General features: G+C 71.3%; 19 protein-coding genes. 5 read left to right on the top strand and 14 right to left on the bottom strand.

Annotated features, from left to right (window positions below; all coding sequences use genetic code 11):
• Window positions 1-50: 50 nt before the first annotated feature.
• Both SMIR_RS04560 and SMIR_RS04555 read right to left on the bottom strand, forming a co-directional pair.
• On the bottom strand, window positions 51-767 hold the full coding sequence (locus tag SMIR_RS04560; RefSeq protein WP_212726575.1) for a zinc finger domain-containing protein: 717 nt from the start codon (window positions 765-767) through the stop codon (window positions 51-53).
• Between the two features lie 7 nt (window positions 768-774).
• Window positions 775-1,665 (bottom strand): helix-turn-helix domain-containing protein, encoded by an 891-nt coding sequence (locus tag SMIR_RS04555; RefSeq protein WP_212726574.1) that lies wholly within the window; start codon window positions 1,663-1,665, stop codon window positions 775-777.
• A gap of 883 nt (window positions 1,666-2,548) precedes the next feature.
• On the opposite strand from SMIR_RS04555, the gene SMIR_RS04550 reads away from it, so the two are divergent.
• Genes SMIR_RS04550 through SMIR_RS04535 form a run of 4 tightly spaced genes read left to right on the top strand, consistent with a single transcriptional unit; the run spans window position 2,549 to window position 6,173 of the window.
• Window positions 2,549-2,989, top strand: a complete 441-nt coding sequence (locus SMIR_RS04550) for an XRE family transcriptional regulator (protein ID WP_235613867.1) — start codon at window positions 2,549-2,551, stop codon at window positions 2,987-2,989.
• A gap of 42 nt (window positions 2,990-3,031) precedes the next feature.
• Entirely contained in the window at window positions 3,032-3,544 is a 513-nt protein-coding gene (locus SMIR_RS43265) for a ParH-like protein (RefSeq protein ID WP_249938352.1), read from the top strand.
• Window positions 3,541-4,749 carry an MAB_1171c family putative transporter gene (locus tag SMIR_RS04540; RefSeq protein WP_212726573.1) on the top strand — a complete coding sequence of 403 codons (1,209 nt, stop codon included), beginning with the start codon at window positions 3,541-3,543 and terminating at the stop codon, window positions 4,747-4,749. The genes SMIR_RS43265 and SMIR_RS04540 overlap by 4 nt, the downstream gene beginning before the upstream one ends.
• On the top strand, window positions 4,746-6,173 hold the full coding sequence (locus SMIR_RS04535; RefSeq protein ID WP_212726572.1) for an amidase family protein: 1,428 nt from the start codon (window positions 4,746-4,748) through the stop codon (window positions 6,171-6,173). The genes SMIR_RS04540 and SMIR_RS04535 overlap by 4 nt, the downstream gene beginning before the upstream one ends.
• A gap of 108 nt (window positions 6,174-6,281) precedes the next feature.
• Here the strand turns inward: SMIR_RS04535 and SMIR_RS04530 are convergent, their stop codons facing one another.
• Window positions 6,282-6,797 carry a P-loop nucleotide/nucleoside kinase family protein gene (locus SMIR_RS04530; protein ID WP_212726571.1) on the bottom strand — a complete coding sequence of 172 codons (516 nt, stop codon included), beginning with the start codon at window positions 6,795-6,797 and terminating at the stop codon, window positions 6,282-6,284.
• A gap of 107 nt (window positions 6,798-6,904) precedes the next feature.
• On the opposite strand from SMIR_RS04530, the gene SMIR_RS04525 reads away from it, so the two are divergent.
• A complete protein-coding gene (locus SMIR_RS04525; RefSeq protein WP_212726570.1) occupies window positions 6,905-7,057 on the top strand; it encodes a hypothetical protein in 153 nt (50 codons plus the stop codon).
• Here SMIR_RS04525 and SMIR_RS04520 read toward each other — a convergent pair.
• From SMIR_RS04520 to SMIR_RS04470, 11 genes are all read right to left on the bottom strand, one after another.
• A complete protein-coding gene (locus SMIR_RS04520; protein WP_212726569.1) occupies window positions 7,054-7,914 on the bottom strand; it encodes a phytanoyl-CoA dioxygenase family protein in 861 nt (286 codons plus the stop codon). The genes SMIR_RS04525 and SMIR_RS04520 overlap by 4 nt on opposite strands.
• On the bottom strand, window positions 7,911-10,028 hold the full coding sequence (locus tag SMIR_RS04515; RefSeq protein ID WP_212726568.1) for a phosphoketolase family protein: 2,118 nt from the start codon (window positions 10,026-10,028) through the stop codon (window positions 7,911-7,913). The genes SMIR_RS04520 and SMIR_RS04515 overlap by 4 nt, the downstream gene beginning before the upstream one ends.
• Window positions 10,018-10,671: an L-threonylcarbamoyladenylate synthase gene (locus SMIR_RS04510; protein WP_212726567.1), complete on the bottom strand. Its 654-nt coding sequence runs from the start codon at window positions 10,669-10,671 to the stop codon at window positions 10,018-10,020. The genes SMIR_RS04515 and SMIR_RS04510 overlap by 11 nt, the downstream gene beginning before the upstream one ends.
• 14 nt (window positions 10,672-10,685) lie before the next feature.
• Complete coding sequence (locus SMIR_RS04505) at window positions 10,686-11,456, bottom strand: phytanoyl-CoA dioxygenase family protein (RefSeq protein WP_249938351.1); 771 nt, start codon at window positions 11,454-11,456, stop codon at window positions 10,686-10,688.
• An 83-nt stretch (window positions 11,457-11,539) separates the two neighbouring features.
• Window positions 11,540-12,319, bottom strand: coding sequence for a class I SAM-dependent methyltransferase (locus SMIR_RS04500; RefSeq protein WP_212726566.1), 780 nt, complete (start codon window positions 12,317-12,319; stop codon window positions 11,540-11,542).
• Window positions 12,316-13,014, bottom strand: coding sequence for an HAD family hydrolase (locus SMIR_RS04495; protein ID WP_249938350.1), 699 nt, complete (start codon window positions 13,012-13,014; stop codon window positions 12,316-12,318). The genes SMIR_RS04500 and SMIR_RS04495 overlap by 4 nt, the downstream gene beginning before the upstream one ends.
• Window positions 13,011-13,460 carry a hypothetical protein gene (locus SMIR_RS04490; RefSeq protein ID WP_212726565.1) on the bottom strand — a complete coding sequence of 150 codons (450 nt, stop codon included), beginning with the start codon at window positions 13,458-13,460 and terminating at the stop codon, window positions 13,011-13,013. The genes SMIR_RS04495 and SMIR_RS04490 overlap by 4 nt, the downstream gene beginning before the upstream one ends.
• Entirely contained in the window at window positions 13,460-14,509 is a 1,050-nt protein-coding gene (locus tag SMIR_RS04485; RefSeq protein ID WP_212726564.1) for an enolase C-terminal domain-like protein, read from the bottom strand. The genes SMIR_RS04490 and SMIR_RS04485 overlap by 1 nt, the downstream gene beginning before the upstream one ends.
• Window positions 14,496-15,599 carry a hypothetical protein gene (locus SMIR_RS04480; protein ID WP_249938349.1) on the bottom strand — a complete coding sequence of 368 codons (1,104 nt, stop codon included), beginning with the start codon at window positions 15,597-15,599 and terminating at the stop codon, window positions 14,496-14,498. Before SMIR_RS04480 ends, SMIR_RS04485 begins: the two co-directional genes overlap by 14 nt.
• A gap of 123 nt (window positions 15,600-15,722) precedes the next feature.
• The gene (locus SMIR_RS04475) at window positions 15,723-16,895 is read right to left on the bottom strand and encodes a bifunctional class I SAM-dependent methyltransferase/NUDIX hydrolase (RefSeq protein ID WP_212726562.1); all 1,173 of its coding nucleotides are present in this window, start codon (window positions 16,893-16,895) and stop codon (window positions 15,723-15,725) included.
• Between the two features lie 29 nt (window positions 16,896-16,924).
• Complete coding sequence (locus SMIR_RS04470) at window positions 16,925-17,827, bottom strand: NUDIX domain-containing protein (RefSeq protein WP_249938348.1); 903 nt, start codon at window positions 17,825-17,827, stop codon at window positions 16,925-16,927.
• Between the last annotated feature and the right edge of the window lie 18 nt (window positions 17,828-17,845).

Raw genomic sequence — 17,845 nt, 5'->3', positions numbered from 1 at the left:
GTGATGTTGTGGCGGTGCAGCGGACGGGATGCACGCGCCGGATGCGCCGGTCAGGCCATGGCGGGCTGCTGGGCCTGCTCGGTCTGCTGTGCCTGCTGGGCGGCTGCGAGGTCGAGGCGGCCGGGGTGCGGGGTGGCGCGCAGGGCGGTTGCGCGTACCCCGTCGTCGGGGCCGATCCGCCGTCGGCGACAGGGCTCGCCGGGCTGGGCCTTGCACCACTCGCAGCGGACGCTGAGGGCGTCGGGCTGTCCCTGGGCGATGGCCGCCTCGCGCGCTGCTCGGGCGGGCCGGTAGGGAGCGAGGGCGGCTCGGGCGGCGGGCGGTATGCAGGAGCCGATCTCCCGCAGCATCGCCTCCAGCCGCGGGTCGTTCTCGTCGCGACCGCTGGTGATCGCGCGGGCCTGTGCAGGCTCCGCGAGGCCGGCGGCGACGGCGCGGCGCGTGCCGACCAGCTCGGCGGTCCAGGCGGCCTGGTCGTCCGGATCGGCGGACGGCGTCGGGTCGGAGTGCCGGGCCAGGCGGTCGCGCCGGTAGCTCTCCCAGGGACGGGCCACGTCCGCGGGCAGGATCTGGTACGGCGAGGTGCGGATGTGCTGGCGGGCGGCGACACGGGCGTCCCAGCCGTGCGGGGTCGCCATCGGCACGTCGCCGAGCAGCTCGTGCCACTGGGCGAGCTGGTCGCGGGCCTCGCCCTGGTCGGTGCGGATGGTGCGGGGGTCGAGTCGGCCGATGTAGGCCAGCAGGGCTGCGGTTTCGCGGCGGTCCACGGTGTGGCTACTCCGTTCCGGTCGGCTCTTCGAGGGCGGCGAGGAGGGCGGCGGTGTGGGCCTCGGCCCGCGTCATGCCGCCCGGCTGAGCGGGGCGCTGGCCGGGCACGGCGTAGAGATTCGGGCGGCCCGGGGCGTGCTCCCGGGCGACCCAGGAGCGCCAGTCGGCAGCCCAGGCAGCCGCGGTCCGCGGCTTGAAGTCGGCGCGGTGGGCACGCCACTTCGCATCGGCTGCCTGCAGGCCCTCCTCGCCGAGGCGGTCGAGGTGTCCCTGCTGGCGGGTCCAGGCGTGGGTGGCTGGGTCGACCTGCCACTCGGCAGCCGAGGTGACGGCGGCACCACCACTGCTGTACCTACGGTTCAATTCCGGTTCACTACGGTTCTGTGTGCCGGTTTCCGGTACATCGCTGTGCCGGTTTCCGGTACGTCGAGGTGCCGGTTTCCGTCGGGACCTGCCGGTTTCCGGTACTGCCGGTTTCCGGACCCTCGCGGGGGATTCCGGTACCTCTCGCGGGCGGATTCCGCACCGTCGCAGGGCCGAGATCCGGAGTGTCAAGGCGGCCTCGGACTCGTCGGGCGACGCGGCGTCGCTGTCCTCCTGCTGCTCTCGCGGGGCCTGCGCGACGGCCTTGGCGGCGAGGGGCAGGCGGTAGACCGTGCTGCGCTGTGGGCCGGTGAGGTCGTCGAGCTGCTCCAGCTCACCGTCGTCGACGAGTCGGCTGATGGCTTCGCGCACCGTGGATACAGAGGCGCGCGTGCGCTTGGCCAGGCTGGTCAGGGAGGCCCAGGAGACGCACTGCTCGTCGGTCACCCGGTCGGCGATCGACAGCAGGACCAGGCGTGCGGTTCCCCGGCTGGAGCTGTGCTCCCACACCCACTCGCGGGCATCGCTGCTCATCGGCTGCTCCCGCTCTCGAGGCGGGGCCGACGGTTTGCCGAGGCCGGGGTGGTGTTCTCCAGCCCGGGTCGGGAAGGCACCGAGACGGAGGCGGCTGCCGCGCAGGCCAGGCAGTTTGGCCTTTTGCGCAGGGCAGGAGGCATGCAAGAATCCCCTTTGCAGTGTTGCCATGCTGAAGCGCCCCGTGGAAGGGATCAGCGTGGTGATGGTGGGCAATCTCCGCCCTTGCCGGGGCGGGTTATGCCGCTGAGCGTTCGGCGTCCGGGAGTTACCGCTCTCGGGCGCCGCCGCTGTATGTGGACCTACACGGTCTGGTCGGTACCTGCCGTGCTCCTCATGTTCGTGGCGCCGGGCGGGCTGCCCGGGGACGACGAACATACGCACGGACCCGTGTCAAGATCCAGAGTTGGTTCTTAATCTCTGTACTAGTCGCAGAGCGTGACGACGCGAAAAGCTCTCGTAATCGCTCGCGGTTGGCGGCGCGGTCTGCGGCAAAGCCTTCGGGTGGTCCATGGTCACGGTTGCCCGGAACTTGCGAAGTGCGCCAGAATGTCCGAAATAGAATGGGCGCGCGGAATTGGCCGCACTGCCATTGCGAAGTGGATTGAGTGCTCCCACCGCCGCCCCTGCACCTTCCGCTCGAAGATCAAAAACACCCTGCAGCCCCAGACGCGACGCATGTCGCCGGGTGAATATGGCACGCGTCACGTCGGCCAGTGCGCCTCTGCCGGTAAGCACGAACGGGCCGACCGAGGAGGCGCGCGTAAACGCGGAAACGTGCTGGTGAGAAAGAACTATCCATATTCAGGATCGGTGCGTCAACTGGTGTTAATGGTGGAGTACAGTGGCTCAACCCGAATGAACCCGCGTCCCGGAAAGGATCATGAAAGAGTTGACAAAGGAGCCGATGAGTCCGCGCGCGCGGAAGCTCAGCGAGCGGCTCAACCGCCTGTTTGACGTGGTGCACCCGCCTGATCGCGGCCCGTACAGCAATGCCGAGGTGGCCGAGCTGATGGCCGCGCGAGGGCTTGAAACGGTGACGTCCACCTATCTGTGGATGCTGCGCACCGGACGCCGCGATAATCCGACGATGCGTCATCTCGAAGCGCTCGCAACGTTTTTCGGTGTTCCTGCCGCCTACTGGTTCGACGATGAAGTCGCCGAAAAGACTGCGCAGGAGCTGAAGTTGCTGGAATTGCTCCGCGATTCGAAGATCAAAAACGTTCTTCTTCGCCTCTCCGATGTCTCGGCGGACGGGAAGGACGCGGTTCTCGGTCTCGTGGACGGCGTGCGAAAGATGGAGGGGCTTCCGCCCTCCAACTAGCCGACTTCTGGCTGCAGTTCAGGAAATGAGCAAGGAACGAGAATGTGGTCTGTACGTAGGCGACGCCAGGGGGATCTCCTGGCCGAGTTGGACCTCCCCCACGTCACAAGCGTCCGCGACCTACGGGACGAGATCTCCCGTCGCACCGGCCGCGAGGTAATTCTGGAGCCGCAAGAGCAGGCGCCGTCGGTCTGCGGGGCATGTGCCGTCACCGAGAGTGCCGTCTATGTGTTCTACGACCCGCGGACCAGCCCTCTGCACCAAGATCACATCATCGCTCACGAGTTCAGCCACCTGCTGCTCGGGCACCATGAGTCCCGCCCTCTGTCCGCCCTGGCGCCGGCTCTCATCACCACCATGGACCCAGCGGTCGTGCAGATGATGCTGGGGCGGACCAAGTACGACGAGGCCGAGGAACGCGACACCGAACTCCTCGCTTCGCTCGTCCAGAGCCGGATCATCGACCGTTGGCTGCGCAGCGACGAGTCCTCCGGCGACGACGTCCAGGACCGGGTCACGCACACCCTGCTGCGCCGACGGGAGGCGCGACGGTGAAGGACCTGCTCCACCCCATCAGCCTCGTCGTCGCCGCACTGGGATTCCTGTGCCTCCTGCGGGATGTCCCCGCCCGGCGACGCGACCCCGCCTCCACCGCCCTGGCCGCCGTCTTTCTGCTGTCGGGCCTGTCGTTCCTGTTTTCCATCACCCCGATGTGGAAGTACCTCGACCGAGTGCTGGGCACCGTGAACCTCTCCGTGCCGCTGGCAATGGGATGTGTGGTCGCGCTGATCGCCTGCCAGCAGGTGGTTCTCACCTACTGGGGCTCGCCTCCCGAGGTCGCCCGCAAGAGGGCGCGGACGTGGCTCAGCGTGGGCCTCGGGGTGATCGCGGGGCTGCTGGTGCTGTTCGCCTTGCTGACACCCAGCGCCCCCAGACCGATCGACTTCACGCTGTACTACGCCCACGACAACCTGTACGCGGCGTACCTCACCCTGTACGTCACCGCCTACACCCTCGGAGAGCTGTTCCTCGTCCGGGCCTGCTGGCGACTCGCCCGACGTAGCAGCCGCGCCTCCGTCCGCATCGGCCTGCGGGTCGTCGCCCTGGGCGCCACCATCACCCTCGGATACAGCGCCGTCCGGATCGGCGACGTCATCGCGGGCGCCTTCGACAGGTCCCTGGCACAGTGGGAGAGCTTCGCCTGGACCTGCGGCGACGTCGGCGCCATGCTCACCCTCATCGGCTGGCTGGTGCCCACGGTCAGTGACCAGGCCCGCAGCGTCCAGCACCGGATCAAGCAGCACCGCAGCTACCGTGGCCTGTGCCCCCTGTGGCTGGCCTTCTACAGCGAGGTGCCCGAGATCGCCCTGCCGATCGACCGGGCCGACCCCGACCAGCGACGTCGCTTCCGCGGCATCGGGATCAAGCTCTACCGGCGCGTGGTTGAGATCCGTGACGGCCGCTTCGTGATCCGCCCGTACCTCGACACAAGGGTGCGCGAGAGCAGCGAAGCCCATCACCGGGCGGAAGGGCTCCATGGCGAAGAGCTGAACGCCGCTGTCACCGCCGACCAAATCGTCGCCGGCATCGCTGCCCGCGCCGCAGGCGAACGTCCCGACCCCGACCAGCTCACCGACTTCGCCGACGCCGACCGCCAGACCAGTGGGCCCCTGGATGAGATCGCCGCACTCCTCGCCGTCGCCCGACACCTTCCCCACGAACCAGCCCGCACCCCCCACACCGAGCGAGCCTGCGCATGACGACCGACCTGACCCGCCAGCCCGCGCACGTCCAGCTCCGCGCCCTGGACCGCCGCGAGATCTCCAGCCGCGAACTGCTCGATCTCCACCTCGACCGGATCGACGGCAGCACCGTCAACGCCGTCATCACCCGCGACGACGCGGCCTGGCAAGCCGCCCACGCGGCTGACGAACGCCGAGCCCGCGGCGAGAATACTGGAATCCTTGATGGCCTCCCGCTCACCATCAAGGACAGCTTCGAAACGGCCGGCCTGCGCACCACCAGCGGAGCCGACGACCTGAAGGACCACATCCCCGGGCGGGACGCCGACGCGGTCGCACGACTCCGCCACCAAGGCGCGGTGATCATGGGCAAGACCAACACCCCCGCCTACTGCCAGGACCTCCACACCGACAACGCCCTCTTCGGCCCCACACTCAACCCGCACGACCCAGCCCGCACAGTCGGCGGCTCCTCCGGCGGACCCGCCGCAGCGGTCGCCGCCCACCTCACGCCCGCCGACCTCGGCAGCGACCTCGCAGGCTCACTCCGCCTGCCGGCCCACTACTGCGGGGTGTACGGCCTTCGGCCCACGCACGGGCTCGTCCCGGCCCGCGGCCATATCCCCAGGCTGCCGGGCTGGCTCACCAGCAGCGACATGGTCACGCCCGGACCCCTGGCCCGCCACCCCCGAGACCTCGACCTGCTGCTTGCCGCGCTGACCACACCGTCGCCGAGCGAGAACACACCCTGGCGCGTGGAACTGCCGACGCCGAGCAAGAGCATCGACCAGCTGCGCGTCGCGATCTGGGCTGAGGACCCGAGCTGCCCCGTCGACCAGGCGACCGCACGGGCCCTGGCCGCCGTCGAGCAGACGCTGTCAAGGACCGGGGCCCTGGTCCGCCGTTCCACAGGCCCCGTGCACTTCGGTGACTCCACGCGCCTGTTCGAGCAGCTCCTGCACGCCACCGCGACGGCCACCGCCGGCGACGAAGCCGCAGCCGAGGAACTCGCCGCCGCACGAGCACTACGGGACGACGACGCCAGCCCCCGCGCGGCATTCCTCCGCCACCGGACCCAGACCCATCGCACCTGGCTCCGTGCGGACGAAGACCGAGCCAGGCTCCGACAGACCTGGCAGCAGTTCTTCACGGAGCACGACGTCCTCCTCACGCCAGCCGCCCCCACCCCCGCGATCCCCGCTGGCAGCCGTTCGCTCACAGTCGACGGCACGGAGCGCAGCTTCTTCGACCAGACCGGGTGGGCCAACCTCACCAGCCACGTTGGCCTGCCCAGCCTGGTCATACCGGTGACCACGACCGAGGAGGGGCTGCCGATCGGCGTCCAGATCATCGGACCGGCGTACGCAGACCGTGTCCTCCTCGCCTTGGCGGAGGAGCTGACGCCGCTGCTTCGGGCTGTTGCCTCAGGCGCGTCGAGTTGAGGGCCGGGGGTCCAGCAGAGCAGCGGCACCGAGAATCGGACCAGTTCCCCCGCGCCAAGCCGAGCAGGGGCTTCCTGTCTCCCAGTCGGCCGGCGTCGCGTGCGGGTCTCACTGCGTCATCGAGTAGACCGCGTCGATGTCGCCGTGGTACTCCGTGGCGTCCTCGTCCTCGGCCGGGGGCTCGAAGCGGGCGAAGAAGTCGTCCAGGGCTTCGGGGGTGACGGCGAGCGCGTTGGCGTCCTGGCGCTGGTTGCGTGCGGCGAGGCGCCGCAGAAGTTCCTCCTTGGACGCCGGCAGGTAGACGATCAGCGGGCGTCCGCCCGCGGCGCGGACTGTCTTCTTCCACTCGTCGCGATCGGAGCGACGCCACAGGCCGTGGTCGAGGACGACGGAGTGGCCGACGAGCAGGTGCTCCGTGAGCTGCGCGCGTACGGTTTCGACCGCGGGGGCCTCACGCTCGAAGTACCCGTGTTCGGGGTAATCGACGCCGTACCGCCCGTGGAGACGGTGGACCTCCTCGTCCACGCTGAGTCGGACGAGGCCGTGGTCCGCGAGGGCCTGGGCGAGGTGGGTTTTGCCGGAGCCGGTGATCCCGATGAGCAGGATGGCGGTCGGCTCGCTCACGATGTTGTGCTCCCTCGTGGTGCTCGTACCGGTGGGGTCATTGTGGCGTACCCGTGGTTGTGGTTCTAGCGGGGGTTTGAACGGCGGGGGGCGCCGTGAAGGAGTCGGTGGGTGAGGTGGACGCCGAGAGGATGCGTGGCGTCGAGGCCGGTGTTCGGTGGCCATGGGGCGGTGGTGCCGTCGGCGGCGATCCGGTGGAGCGTGAGCCCGCCGAGGGCGGATTCTCCGGCTTTTTCGGCGACGGCGATCATCTCGGCTAGCGCTTCTTGGCCGACAGGGGGGTCCACGGGCCGGTCTCCCACCACGAGCGGATGGGGGCGGCTCCGCTGCCCTTGGCGAGGGATCCGTCCGGGTGGCGGTCGGGCAGGCCGAGGAGCTGCTGCTCGATGGGGGTGAGAGCGGAGTCTTTCCGGAGGTTGGTGGCAGGGTCGTCGACGGGGTGGAGCCAGCGGTATCCGTACTGGAGCATCAGGGCGATGCGGAGTCGGCCGGAGAGGTTGATGCCTCCGGTGTGCCAGGTGCGGTTCTCGAAGAGGACTGCGTCGGTTCCGGTGATGTTGGGGGTGATGGCGCCGGGTGGGTCGATGGCGCCGGCGGGGACGACTGGTTCTTCGGTGAGGCGGTGGCTGCCGGGGAGGAACATGGTCAGCCCGCAGTCGGGGGTGACGGGGGTGAGGTAGTGGGCAGCCTTGATGGCCATGCGGGGGGTGTGGGGGAAGCCGAGGTCGGCGGTGACGCCGTACATGTCGCGGTGCCAGCCGTGGCGTCCGGGGATGCGGATGGTGCGGGGCGGGCCGCTGGGCAAGGCGATGAGGTGGGCGGACAGCAGGTGGATGTTCGGGCTGAGGAGCTGGACGACGGTGGGCAGGACGGACGGGTTGGCGAGGAGCGGGAGGAACGCGGGGTCGAGGTTGAGGCATCCGCGGAAGCCGTCCTTGCCGTCGCCTCCTCGGTCGCGGCCCTGGGTGATGTCGCTGGCTAGTAGCTTCTCGGCGGCGGTCAGGAGCTGGTCGCGCAGGGCGGGGGTGATCGCGTCGCGGATGACCGCGTACCCGTCGCGTTCGAAGTTGTCGATGACGGCGGCGGCGGGGGCGACGGGTGGGAGCGGGGTGCTCATGCCGGTATCTCCTTCGGGGTGTCGGTGAGGGTGGTGGCGAGCTGCCACAGGCTGGCGTCGTCGAGGCCGCAGAGCTGTCGGAGGCGGGCTTGGGAGACGGGGCGGCCGGGGTCGCGGTAGCCGAGTACGGTGAGCCGGGGCCCGGGGTGACGGCGGCCGAGGAGGGCGTGGATGTCGGCCGGGTGCCCGCTGGTGGCCAGGACGATCGGCGCCCGGGTGCCGAAGTGGCGGGCGAACGCGTCCGGGGCGAGGGCGAGGGGGCGGGTGCCGTCCTCGGCGAGGGCCGTGAGGTCGTGGACGTGGACGTACCGCAGGCGCAGGCCGGGGCGTTCGGCGCGGAGCCGCTGGGCGAGGGTGGTCAGGGCCTCGGCGGGCAGGTCGCCGACGGAGACGAGGATCAGGTCGGGTTCCCCGGGGCCGGGGTGGGTCAGGTTGGGCCAGATCGCGATGCCGTGCCGCAGTTCCTCGTCGAGGGTGTCCAGCGGGTGGTGGACGCTCGTGTGCTTGCCGGCGACGACGAGCGTGCACCGGCCGAGTTTGCGTAGGGCGAAGGTGAGGGCGGCGGCGGTGCGCGCGGGGTCGGCGGGGGTGAGGACGTGAAGCGTGGGGTCGCCGCCGGCCAGGAGCGCCGAGGTGAGGCTGGGGTTTTGGTGGGTGAGGGTGTTGTGCCAGCTCAGGCCGGTCAGGAGGTAGACCAGGCTGGGCAGCGGGGCGAGCCCGGCGTGCCGACGCACGGACCGGTGCTTGAGCTGCTGCTGGACGAGGCTGAGGGTGATCGGCGCGAACGCCTCGTAGGTGGCGACGAGTGCGTGCCGGCCGGTCTCCGTGTAGCCCTGGGCCCAGGCGTGGCACAACTCCTCGCTGAGCACTTCCACCGTCCACGGCACCGGGCGTCCGTCCTCGTCGGTGAGGTCGAGGCGGTTGGAGGCCAGCTCGTCGGGGCTGAACACGCGGAACGGTCCCTGCTCGGCGCGGGCCCGCAGGACCTCGGGAACCACCTGCGAGAACGGGCGCCCGGCGGCGCGGCTGGCGACCTGGGCGGAGGCGGCGACGCAGCCGCGCGGTGCCGGGAGGCCGTCGGGCTCGGGGCGGGGCAGCGGGAGCGCGGGCAGCAGGTGCGGCCGGGGCCGGCCGCTGGAGGTGAGGAGCTGGGTGGGCTGGTAGGAGGCCAGCCAGTCGGCGAGCGCGTCGAACTCGGCGGGCACATCGGCCGGGTCGCGCAGCGGCGTCTTGTGGACCGCCGGGGTGCCGGCGAGGTGGGCGGGGGCGCCGTGGCCCTTGTCGAGGGTGAGGACCAGGACGCTCGACGGTCCCGGAATGCCCAGGGGCTGGGCGGCGCCGAGCGCTTCGGCCACCGCCTGGCGGAGCTGGCCGGTGTCGAGACCGTCGCTGTAGACGGGCCGGTGCCCAAGGCCGGCGAAATAGGCGGTGAGTTCGGCGCGGCTCAGGGTGGACAGCAGGCTCTTGCCGCCCATGCGCATTCCGTTGAGCAGGACGACGGGGAGAACGGTGCCGTGGTCGCCCGTGCCGTGCAGGGCGCGGGTGGCGAGCCAGGAGGCGGCGGTCGTCCCGGTCTCGCACTCGCCGTCGCCGATCAGGACCACGGACAGCCGGTGGGGCGCGTCGAGGACGGTGCCCTGCCCGATCGCGAGGGCGGGGCCGAGCTGGCCTCCGGTGTGCAGGTGGCCGGGGATCATCGGGGTGATCTCCCCGCCGATGTCGGCCCGGGGGAAGCCCGCGACGAGTTCGCGCAGTCCGGCCGCGTCCTGGCGCAAGTGGGGGTGGGCGTGACCGAGTCGGCCGATGAGGTAGGCATGGGCGAGGGCGGAGGGGCCGGCGTGCCCGGCGCCGTGCAGGACGTGCAGCTCGTAGCCGTCGGGGACGGCCGCCTGGAGCGGGCCCAGGGCAGCGAGCATCCGGTTGACGGGCGGGCAAACTCCCCAGTGGCCGGCCGGTCGCGTCTTGACGTCGGCCGGGGACAGAGGCCGGGCCAGGAGGGGGTTGTCGCGCAGGTAGAGCTGGGCGAGACAGAGGTAGTCGAGCGCGTCGGCGACGGCGGCCACCGACGCGTCGGGCACCAGGCGGTTCGTGCGGCGGGCGAGGTCAGCCCACATGCGGTCCTCCTGCCGGGATGAGAGCGGCTTCGACGGCGCGGGCGTGGACGGTGCCCTCCCGCTCCAGGCGGGCGGCGGCGTCCGCGGGGCAGTCGACGATGGTCATGTGCCGGCCGTACGGGCAGATACCGCCGTCGACGACCGCGCCGATCCCGGCCCCCGTGGTCCGCTCAAAGGCGGCGACCTGGCCGGCAGTGAGCGCCGGGTGGTCCTTCTCGCCGGCGGCGGGGGTGGAGATGCTGCACACGGCGGCGGCCAGCGGTTCGCCGGCCAGGGCGACCAGTTGGCCCAGGATTCCGTCGGGGCATCCGACGAGCGCAGGGGAGCCGACCGCCGCGACGGGCTCCACGGCGGGCTTCCACGGGAGACGCAGTGCGAGGTCCCCCGGCCATAGGCCGCCGGTCAGCAGGCGAGCGTCGCTGCTCAGGTTGAACAGGGTCTCGGCCGTGGCTGGGGAGTCGAGCAGGAGCAGCAGCGGCTTGGCGGTGGGGCGCTGCTTGGCGCGGAAGACCGCGTTCGTGGCGGCGGGGTCGTCGGCGTGGGCACACAGCATGTACCAGCGGGGGGTGGGTACGGCGACCATCTGCCCGGCGGCCAGGAGCCGGGCCGCGTCGGGGAGCTGGGCGGGGGTGAGGATGTCCACGGTGCTCCCCTTTCTCACGCGGTTCCGGGGCGGGCGAGGGCGCCGAGCGCCGGGTACTCCAACCACGGTTCCGACAGGGCGCGCAGGGCGAGGTCGGGGTGCTGGGCGTGCTGGACCCGGAAGTACGCCATCACCCTCGGGGTGCTGCTGGTGTTGAGGCCGACTCGGTGCGGGACGAGGTGGTGCATCACGACCACGTCGCTGGGCTCGGCGGTGAGGGGGGTGCCGTCCTGGGCGTCGATGTCGTCGGGGGTCTGGGCCGGCTGCCCCAGGACCCAGTCCGTGGCGAAGTAGTCGGCCATGCGGTGGTGCCCTCCGGGCACGTAGTGCAGAGCGCCGGCGTCCGCGGTGGCGCTGCCGTCCAGGACGACGCCGACGATGAAGGTGAACGTGGGCAGGTCGCGCGGTTCCAGGTGGGGGCAGGAGACGCCATCGACATGCATCCGCTTCACCGGCTGCTGCGCGCCGTGCGGAAGCCGGATCTGGATCTGCGCCCGGGTGACCGGGGCGGGCCTCGCGGGCCGCAGCAGGTCTCCGGCCAACTCCGCCAGGCCGCTTCGCTGGTAGAGGGCCAGGAGGTCGGGGTGCTCCTCCAGCTCGGGGGCGAAGCTGCGTTCGGTGTAGGGGGTGAGCCGCGCGGGGTCGTACGCCTCGGCCAGCCAGCCGCCGACGAGGTCACGGGCCCGGGACAGGACGGCGCCGTGGACCAGGCCACGGCGTATGAGGACGCCGTCAGCGACGAACCGGCGCCGCTCGCCGTCGCTCCACGTCACAGGACTGGGCATGGTGGATCTCCTTCCAAAAGGACGGGATAAGGGGCCGGGGCGGGAAGGGGGGGGCCGCCCCGGCGCGAATGGAGAGGAGCGGGTCAGCCGCGCCGGCCGAGGACGATCTGGAAGGAGGCGTGCTCGATCAGGCCGCCGCCGGCGACGTGCTCGTCGAGCAGAGCCCGGGCACGGCGCTCGAAGTCGTCGACCCGCTCGCCGAACAGCGGCCGGGCGGCGAAGGAGGCCGAGTACAGGTAGCCGATCACCGTCTCGGTGCTCCACTCCCGCTCGACGGCGACGGTGTGCTCCTCGACCTGGCCGAACGCGGACTCGGCGAGGATCTCGCGGTACGGCCGGTTGTGCGCCGCGTACTTCTTGCCCACCCCGGCCCGCCGCTCCTCTCCCAGGTACTCCTGGATCAGGGCGCGCAGGGCGTCGGTCCACGCGGTGCGCGCGGTCCACAGGCTTCCGTCGCCCATGACCGCGACGGTCGCGTCCGGCGTGGTCATGCCCTCCAGACGCGACAGCACCACGTCCTGCTTCATCCAGTGAAAGGCGCGGCAGACCGTGACGACGTCGGCCCGGTACGAGGCGGGCGGGGTGAACTCCTCGGCGTGAGCGTTGTGCAGGCGGACGGTGACCGGCAGCCCGGCGAGCGCCTTGTCGGCCTCGGCGAGCATGCCCGCGTCCTGCTCGACGACGTCGATCTCCGTCATCGCCCCGGCCAGGGCCAGTGGGACCTGCCCGGTGCCGGACCCGAGGTCGAGCAGGGCCCGGTGCTCCTTGCCGGCCACCCGCTGAGCGAGCAGCTCGACGGCTTCCTTCGGGATGCCGGGCCGGTAGGCGGCGTAGTACGGGGCAGTGGTGTCGAACTGGCTCACGGGGTGAAACTCCTGATCATCTGGGTTGACGGAAGGACGGTCTGCTCGATGTGCTCGACCGCACGGGTGAGGTCCGGTACGGCCGTGACCCGGCCGGGGTACTCGGCCAGCAGCCGGAGTGCCTCGGACGACGGCGGGCGCGAGGTGATCCACAGTGCGTGGGCTCCGGCGGCGAGGGCCCCGCGTACGTCGTAGTCGAGGCTGTCCCCGACGTGCAGCACCTCTGCGGGGGCGCGGCCGTGCAGCCGGGCGACAGTCTCCACGGCGCGCGCGTCGGGTTTGGCGAACCCGAGCTGCCACGACGGGTGATGAGCCCGGAGGTGGGGGGCGAGGAGGGCTGCGACGTCAGTCTCCTGCTCGTCCCAGTGGCTCACGTTCGACAGGGTGACCACCGGCACGACCCGCGCGATCCGTGCCACCGCCTCCACCGCGCCAGGCCACAGGGCGAAGCCGGGCGGACGGTGGTCGTGGGGGAAGGCGGACAGCGCGATCCCCAGAGCGGCACACACCGTCTGCGGTGCTGTCGCGTCGGCGCGCGGGTCCAGGGCGTGCAGGATCTGCTGGGCGATCTGCTTCGCCTGCCGGGCCGGGAGCGGGGACAGCTCCACGAGGCGCTGCGTCAACGTCGTTCCGGACGGCTCGCCCAGGGTGTATCCGACATCGAGGCTCACCAGCCGCACCGGGGCCGCGTTCACGAACGACCCGCCAGAGCCGCGATGATCAGGCCGATCCGCTCGGTGCGCACGGGCCCGGAGCCGGATTCGCCGAGGAAGGTCAGCAGTTGCCTTGCTTCGGCTGGCGACCAGCCGCTGGTGTCGACCCCGGCCTCGGCAGCGGCCTGGGCGAGGTCGTCGGGGATCGTCGGCGGGCGGGCGCCGTGCGGAATCAGCAGCGTGCCGCTCCACCCCTCGCCGGCCTGCGCCTGGGGCAGGACGGATACGAGGGGCGCAAGGACGGTGACGTCGTCGAACGTAAGGATCCGGACCGGGAGTTCGGGCAGGTGCACCGGCCGGTCGAGGCGAAGGGTCGTGGACAGGAAGGTGTCGTAGCCGCTCAGCCGCTCGTCCACGACGAACAGCTCTGTCCCTTCGCGCCGCTCCAGGCGGCCGCGGACCGCCAACTCGTCTGTGTGCCTGGGCATTACCGGCGCACCTCCATCCCGAGACCGGGCCGGTCGGGGAGAGCGATGTGCCCGCCGTCCGGCTGGAGCGTGCCGCACAGTGCCCGCTGGCGGCGTGGCTCCCACACCACCTGGTACTCCACCGCGCCCGCCGCGTCGGGGAAGGCTGCGGCCAGGTGCACGGCGGGCAGGAACGCCCGCCCGTGCAGGTGGACGGGGACCCCAACGTCGTGGGCGGCGCCCAGCCAGCCCCGAGCCTCGGTGATGCCGCCGCACCACACCGCGTCGAACGTGAACGCCTCCGGCCGGCAGTGCTCCAGCAGGGCCCTGGCATCCTCCACATGGGACAGCCGCTCGCCGAACGCGATCCGCAGCCCCTTCGCCTGCTCGTGCAGATGCGTGTACGCGGTCCGGTCGGTCCGCGCGAGCGGGTCCTCCACCCAGCGCACCGTCTCCGGAGTGAGGAGCGGTGCAACCTCCATGGTCCGCAGGTGCCCCCATGCGCCCAGGGCGTCCACCGCCACACTGTCCCCCGCCCACTTCGCCGCCAGTTCGGCCAGCAGCACCATCTCGGCGGCTTCAGCGCCGCGCAGGGCCCACTTGGTGAAGGCGAACCCCTCACCGGCGGTGGCCTTGACGGACTCGGCGGCCGACTCGGCGGCCAGGTCCAGTGAAAGCCAGGAGGCGTAGACCGGCACCCGCGGCGCGGGCCGGTCGCTGAGCAGTGCCGCGACCGGGAGGTCGGCGAGGCGGCCGTGCAGGTCCCACACCGCGCAGTCCAACGCCCCGACCGCCCAGCGCCCGAGCCCCGCCGCCTGCGGACCGAGTTCGGCCAGGAGCCTGCGCAGCAGACCGGTGTGGTCGGCCACGGGGTGCCGCAGAGCGCTCTGCCCAAGCCGGGAGGCGACGAGCGCGGCGGGCAGCTCGTCGACCGGGGCGAATACCCCGTTCACCTCGCTGGCCTCGACCACTACCGCGAACCGACTGTCGCCAGCCTTCCACGGACCCGCCACGCTCTCGTCGAGGCGCTCGACCTGCACCCGGTCGATGACCGCGTCAGCGGGGTCCATCGACGAGGTCCTCTCCCGCGTAGGTGAAGTACCACAGCGGCCGGTAGCACTCCCAGCCCACCGGCCGCAGCCCGGTCGGCGCCATGGCCCGCTCGATCGCCGTACGCGCCCGCAGGTAGTACTCCAGGCTCTCCGCGCCCGGCGTCCGCATCCCCTGCATCATCACCGTGTGTGCCTGGAAGACCTGGAAGTTCGGGAACGCGGTGACCTCGCCCGCCACTGCGTTCACCCCGCGCACGAGGTCCTCCATCGGGTCCAGCCCGACGATGTACGTGTATGAGGTGTCCAGCCCCGCCTCCCGCGCCCGCGTCAGCAGGTCCGGCATCTGCTCCGGCCGAAGGTCGGCCTTGGTCGCCTTCATCAGTGCCTCCCGCCGGGTGAAGTGCTCGGCCGTCAGCCTGAGCACGAACGGTGACACCTGCGACGCGATGGTCTCGAACGCCTCGTCGCTGCGCAGCACGGAGGTGAGGAAGCCGATCCGAGCCTTGACGCCGGCCCGCTCCAGAGCGGGCCGCAGGGCGGTCAGGTGCGCGACGGCCGCCTCCTCGCGCTCGAAACAGCCGGTGGAGACGGTGACCTCGGTCAGCTCGGCCAGGCTGCGGCGGGGGTGCTGCTCGCCGAGGGCGCGCAGCAAGGCGTCGAGTCCCTGGTCTTCCTGCATCCTCGGATCGGCGGCGGCCTCCAGGGTGTTCGGGCACCAGCCGCACCCGACGCACCGGCTGCGGGCGTTGGGGTTGAGGGTCGCGGCGCGGCCGTCGTTGCGGAAGTACCCCCCGACCGCCTCGTCGGCATCGATGCGCTCGACGTGCGCGACTACCTCGCCGTTCAGCGACAGCTCGTCGCCCCGGAGCTGGAACGGGCTGGCCGGCTGGTTCAGCGGGACGATGATCTGCCAGGGAACGTCGGGACGGCGTGCGAGGCGGAGGTTGACCCGGGCCCGGTGACGGTCCTGGTCGGAGGTGATCCCGTACAGGTTGACGGCGATCAGCACCACGTCCTCGACGGGTACTCCGTGGCGCACGGCAGCCCGCTCCAGATCATGCAGGCGTTCGGTGCCGACGGCGCCGTCCGAGGATATGGACCGGCGCATGGAGAGATGCGACATGGAGGACTCCAACTTGAGTTTGAGCGGTGGGGTGTTGCAACCGGGGGCGCGGCACCTACGCCGTGTCGCGGGAGGGCATCGGTGTCGGCTGTTGTGCCAATGCGCCGCCTACTTGGCTGGGGCGAAGGCAGTGAAGTGCGCCGACGGGTGGTCGATGGCCAGGTCGGGCCGCCAGGCGGTGAGAATCTGGGCGCTGCATACGAACAGGCCGTCGGGGAGCTGATCGAGCGGGTACCACGCCCAGTCGCCGACGCTCTCGTCCGGCTGCGTGGCGGGCTGCCCCTGCCAGGCGTGCACGAGCGCGCCGACGGTGACCCGCAGGACACCAGCGACGTGGTCGATGAGCGTGCCCAGGAGCCTCACGTCATCGGCGCGAGCGACCAGACCAGTCTCCTCGGCGAGTTCGCGGATCACCGCGTCCTCGAAGGATTCCCCGGCCTCCACGCTGCCGCCTGGTAGTTCGAGGGTGCCGCGGCGGTGCCGGCCCAACAGGATGCCCTGCTCGCTCAGCAGGATCGCTCCGACGCCGACGGCCGCGTGTGCGGCTGGTGCTCTAGTGCTGCGTGTGCGGCTGGAGACGCGCGCCGGCCGGTCGGGCAGTCGCCGGGCGCGGATGAGCTGCTGGATTACCGTGGCGCTCTCGTCGGGGTGCGGGAACAGGTCGATTGCCTCGACGCGGAAGCCGTACTCGGTGAGCAGGTCTTCCCACAGCTGCGGTGCCAAGACCCACATCTGTGTCGGCAGGGGCGGGTCGTCGCGCAGCAGGATCATCTGCTCGCGCGGCGCCACCTCCGTGGACGGGCCGCGGCCGTGCAGGTCGGTGTGCAGGAGCGAGAGGATCAGAGGAGCGCCGCGACGCAGGCCGTCGCGCAGTGCCGGCAGCGAGCGGTGCGGGTCGATGAAGGCGAGAGTCCCGATCGCGTACGCGGCGTCGAACGGCTCGGCTCCGGTCAGGTACGCGGCCACGTCTGCTTGGACGAACTCCACGCCGTCAACGTCCGCGTGGGCGGAGACGGCGCGTTCGTGCTGGGTAGGGGACAGCTCGATGCCGGTGACGCGGGCTCCGTACGTCTGGGCGAGGTGGACGGCGTGGTGGCCGGCTCCGGATCCGATGTCCAGAACCTGGCGACCGGCCACGTCACCGAGGACTTCTGCTCCCGGTCCGATCCCTTCCCAGGGCGCCCAGCCGAGCCGGTCGGGGATGGGCGGGGTGTAGGCGCGGGCCAGTTGGCGCTGGCCGTAGATCTGCCAGGCCCTGGTGTTGGTGTCCTCGGCGGGCACGGTTGCCTCCTGGGTGGGGGTGCTGGGGATCAGGTGTGCGTGATCAGGTAGGCGAGGCCCTCGCCGCGCCGGGCTCGTTCGATGGCGTCGAGGCGGGCGAAGGCGCGCGGTGCCATCAGCTCCTGCCAGGTCGCGAGGTCGTGGACGGCCCACATGTCGTGCTCGGCGGGATCGAGGCGGATCCGGCCGAGCTGGCCGGCGGTCAGCCGGCCTCCGTCGAAGATGAGCCCCACCTTGTTCAGCGGCTGGCGCGGCCCGGCGTGCAGGAAGTGCGTCAGGAGCAGCTTCGGCGTTTCCAGACCGAGTTCGAGGCTCGTTTCCTCGACTGCCTCTCGCCGTGCGGTCTGCAGCGGGTCCTCGCCTGCGGTGTCCAAGTTGCCGCCCGGGAACTGCCAGAGTCTCGAGCCGTAGACCGAGCGGAGCTGGACCGGCCGGTCGTTCGCGTCGCGGATGTAGAGGCAGCCGTACACCGTGTGGTGGGGCACGGTCTGCGCGTACTGCGTGGGCGTCATCGGCATGGGGCGGCCCGGCCGTGCAGGGCGGTGGTCGAACGCGAGGGCGAGAGCGCCGAGGGCTTCCTTGGCCGGCGGGTAGATGCTGCGGAGGTTGGCGAGCAGGTCTCCGGGCGGCCCGTCGGGGTCGATGCGTGCGGCGTCCTCCGAGCTGAGCAGGTCCTCGAAGGAGGGGTACGGGGTGATCCGCTGCACGATGACGTCGAGTTCCTGGCCGGTGTCCCGGTCGTGGAAGACGACCGTGTCGCCGACGCCGATGTCGCGCTTGTTCGGCGTGGCCACCCTCACTTCGATCGTCTTGCGCCCTGCTTCCACTTGGCGGTAGTACCGCCCGAGCAGGTGCATGTGGTGCTCGGGCGGTACGTCTCCGTCCGCCGGGCTCGGGACGGCTGGGATCGCCTGCTGGGTGTCGTCAGGCATAAGTGCCTCCGTTCGATG

The organism is Streptomyces mirabilis, from assembly GCF_018310535.1.
Lineage (GTDB): Bacteria > Actinomycetota > Actinomycetes > Streptomycetales > Streptomycetaceae > Streptomyces.
The sequence above is the reverse complement of the archived record's forward strand: the minus strand, read 5'-3'. Positions and strand labels throughout refer to the sequence as shown.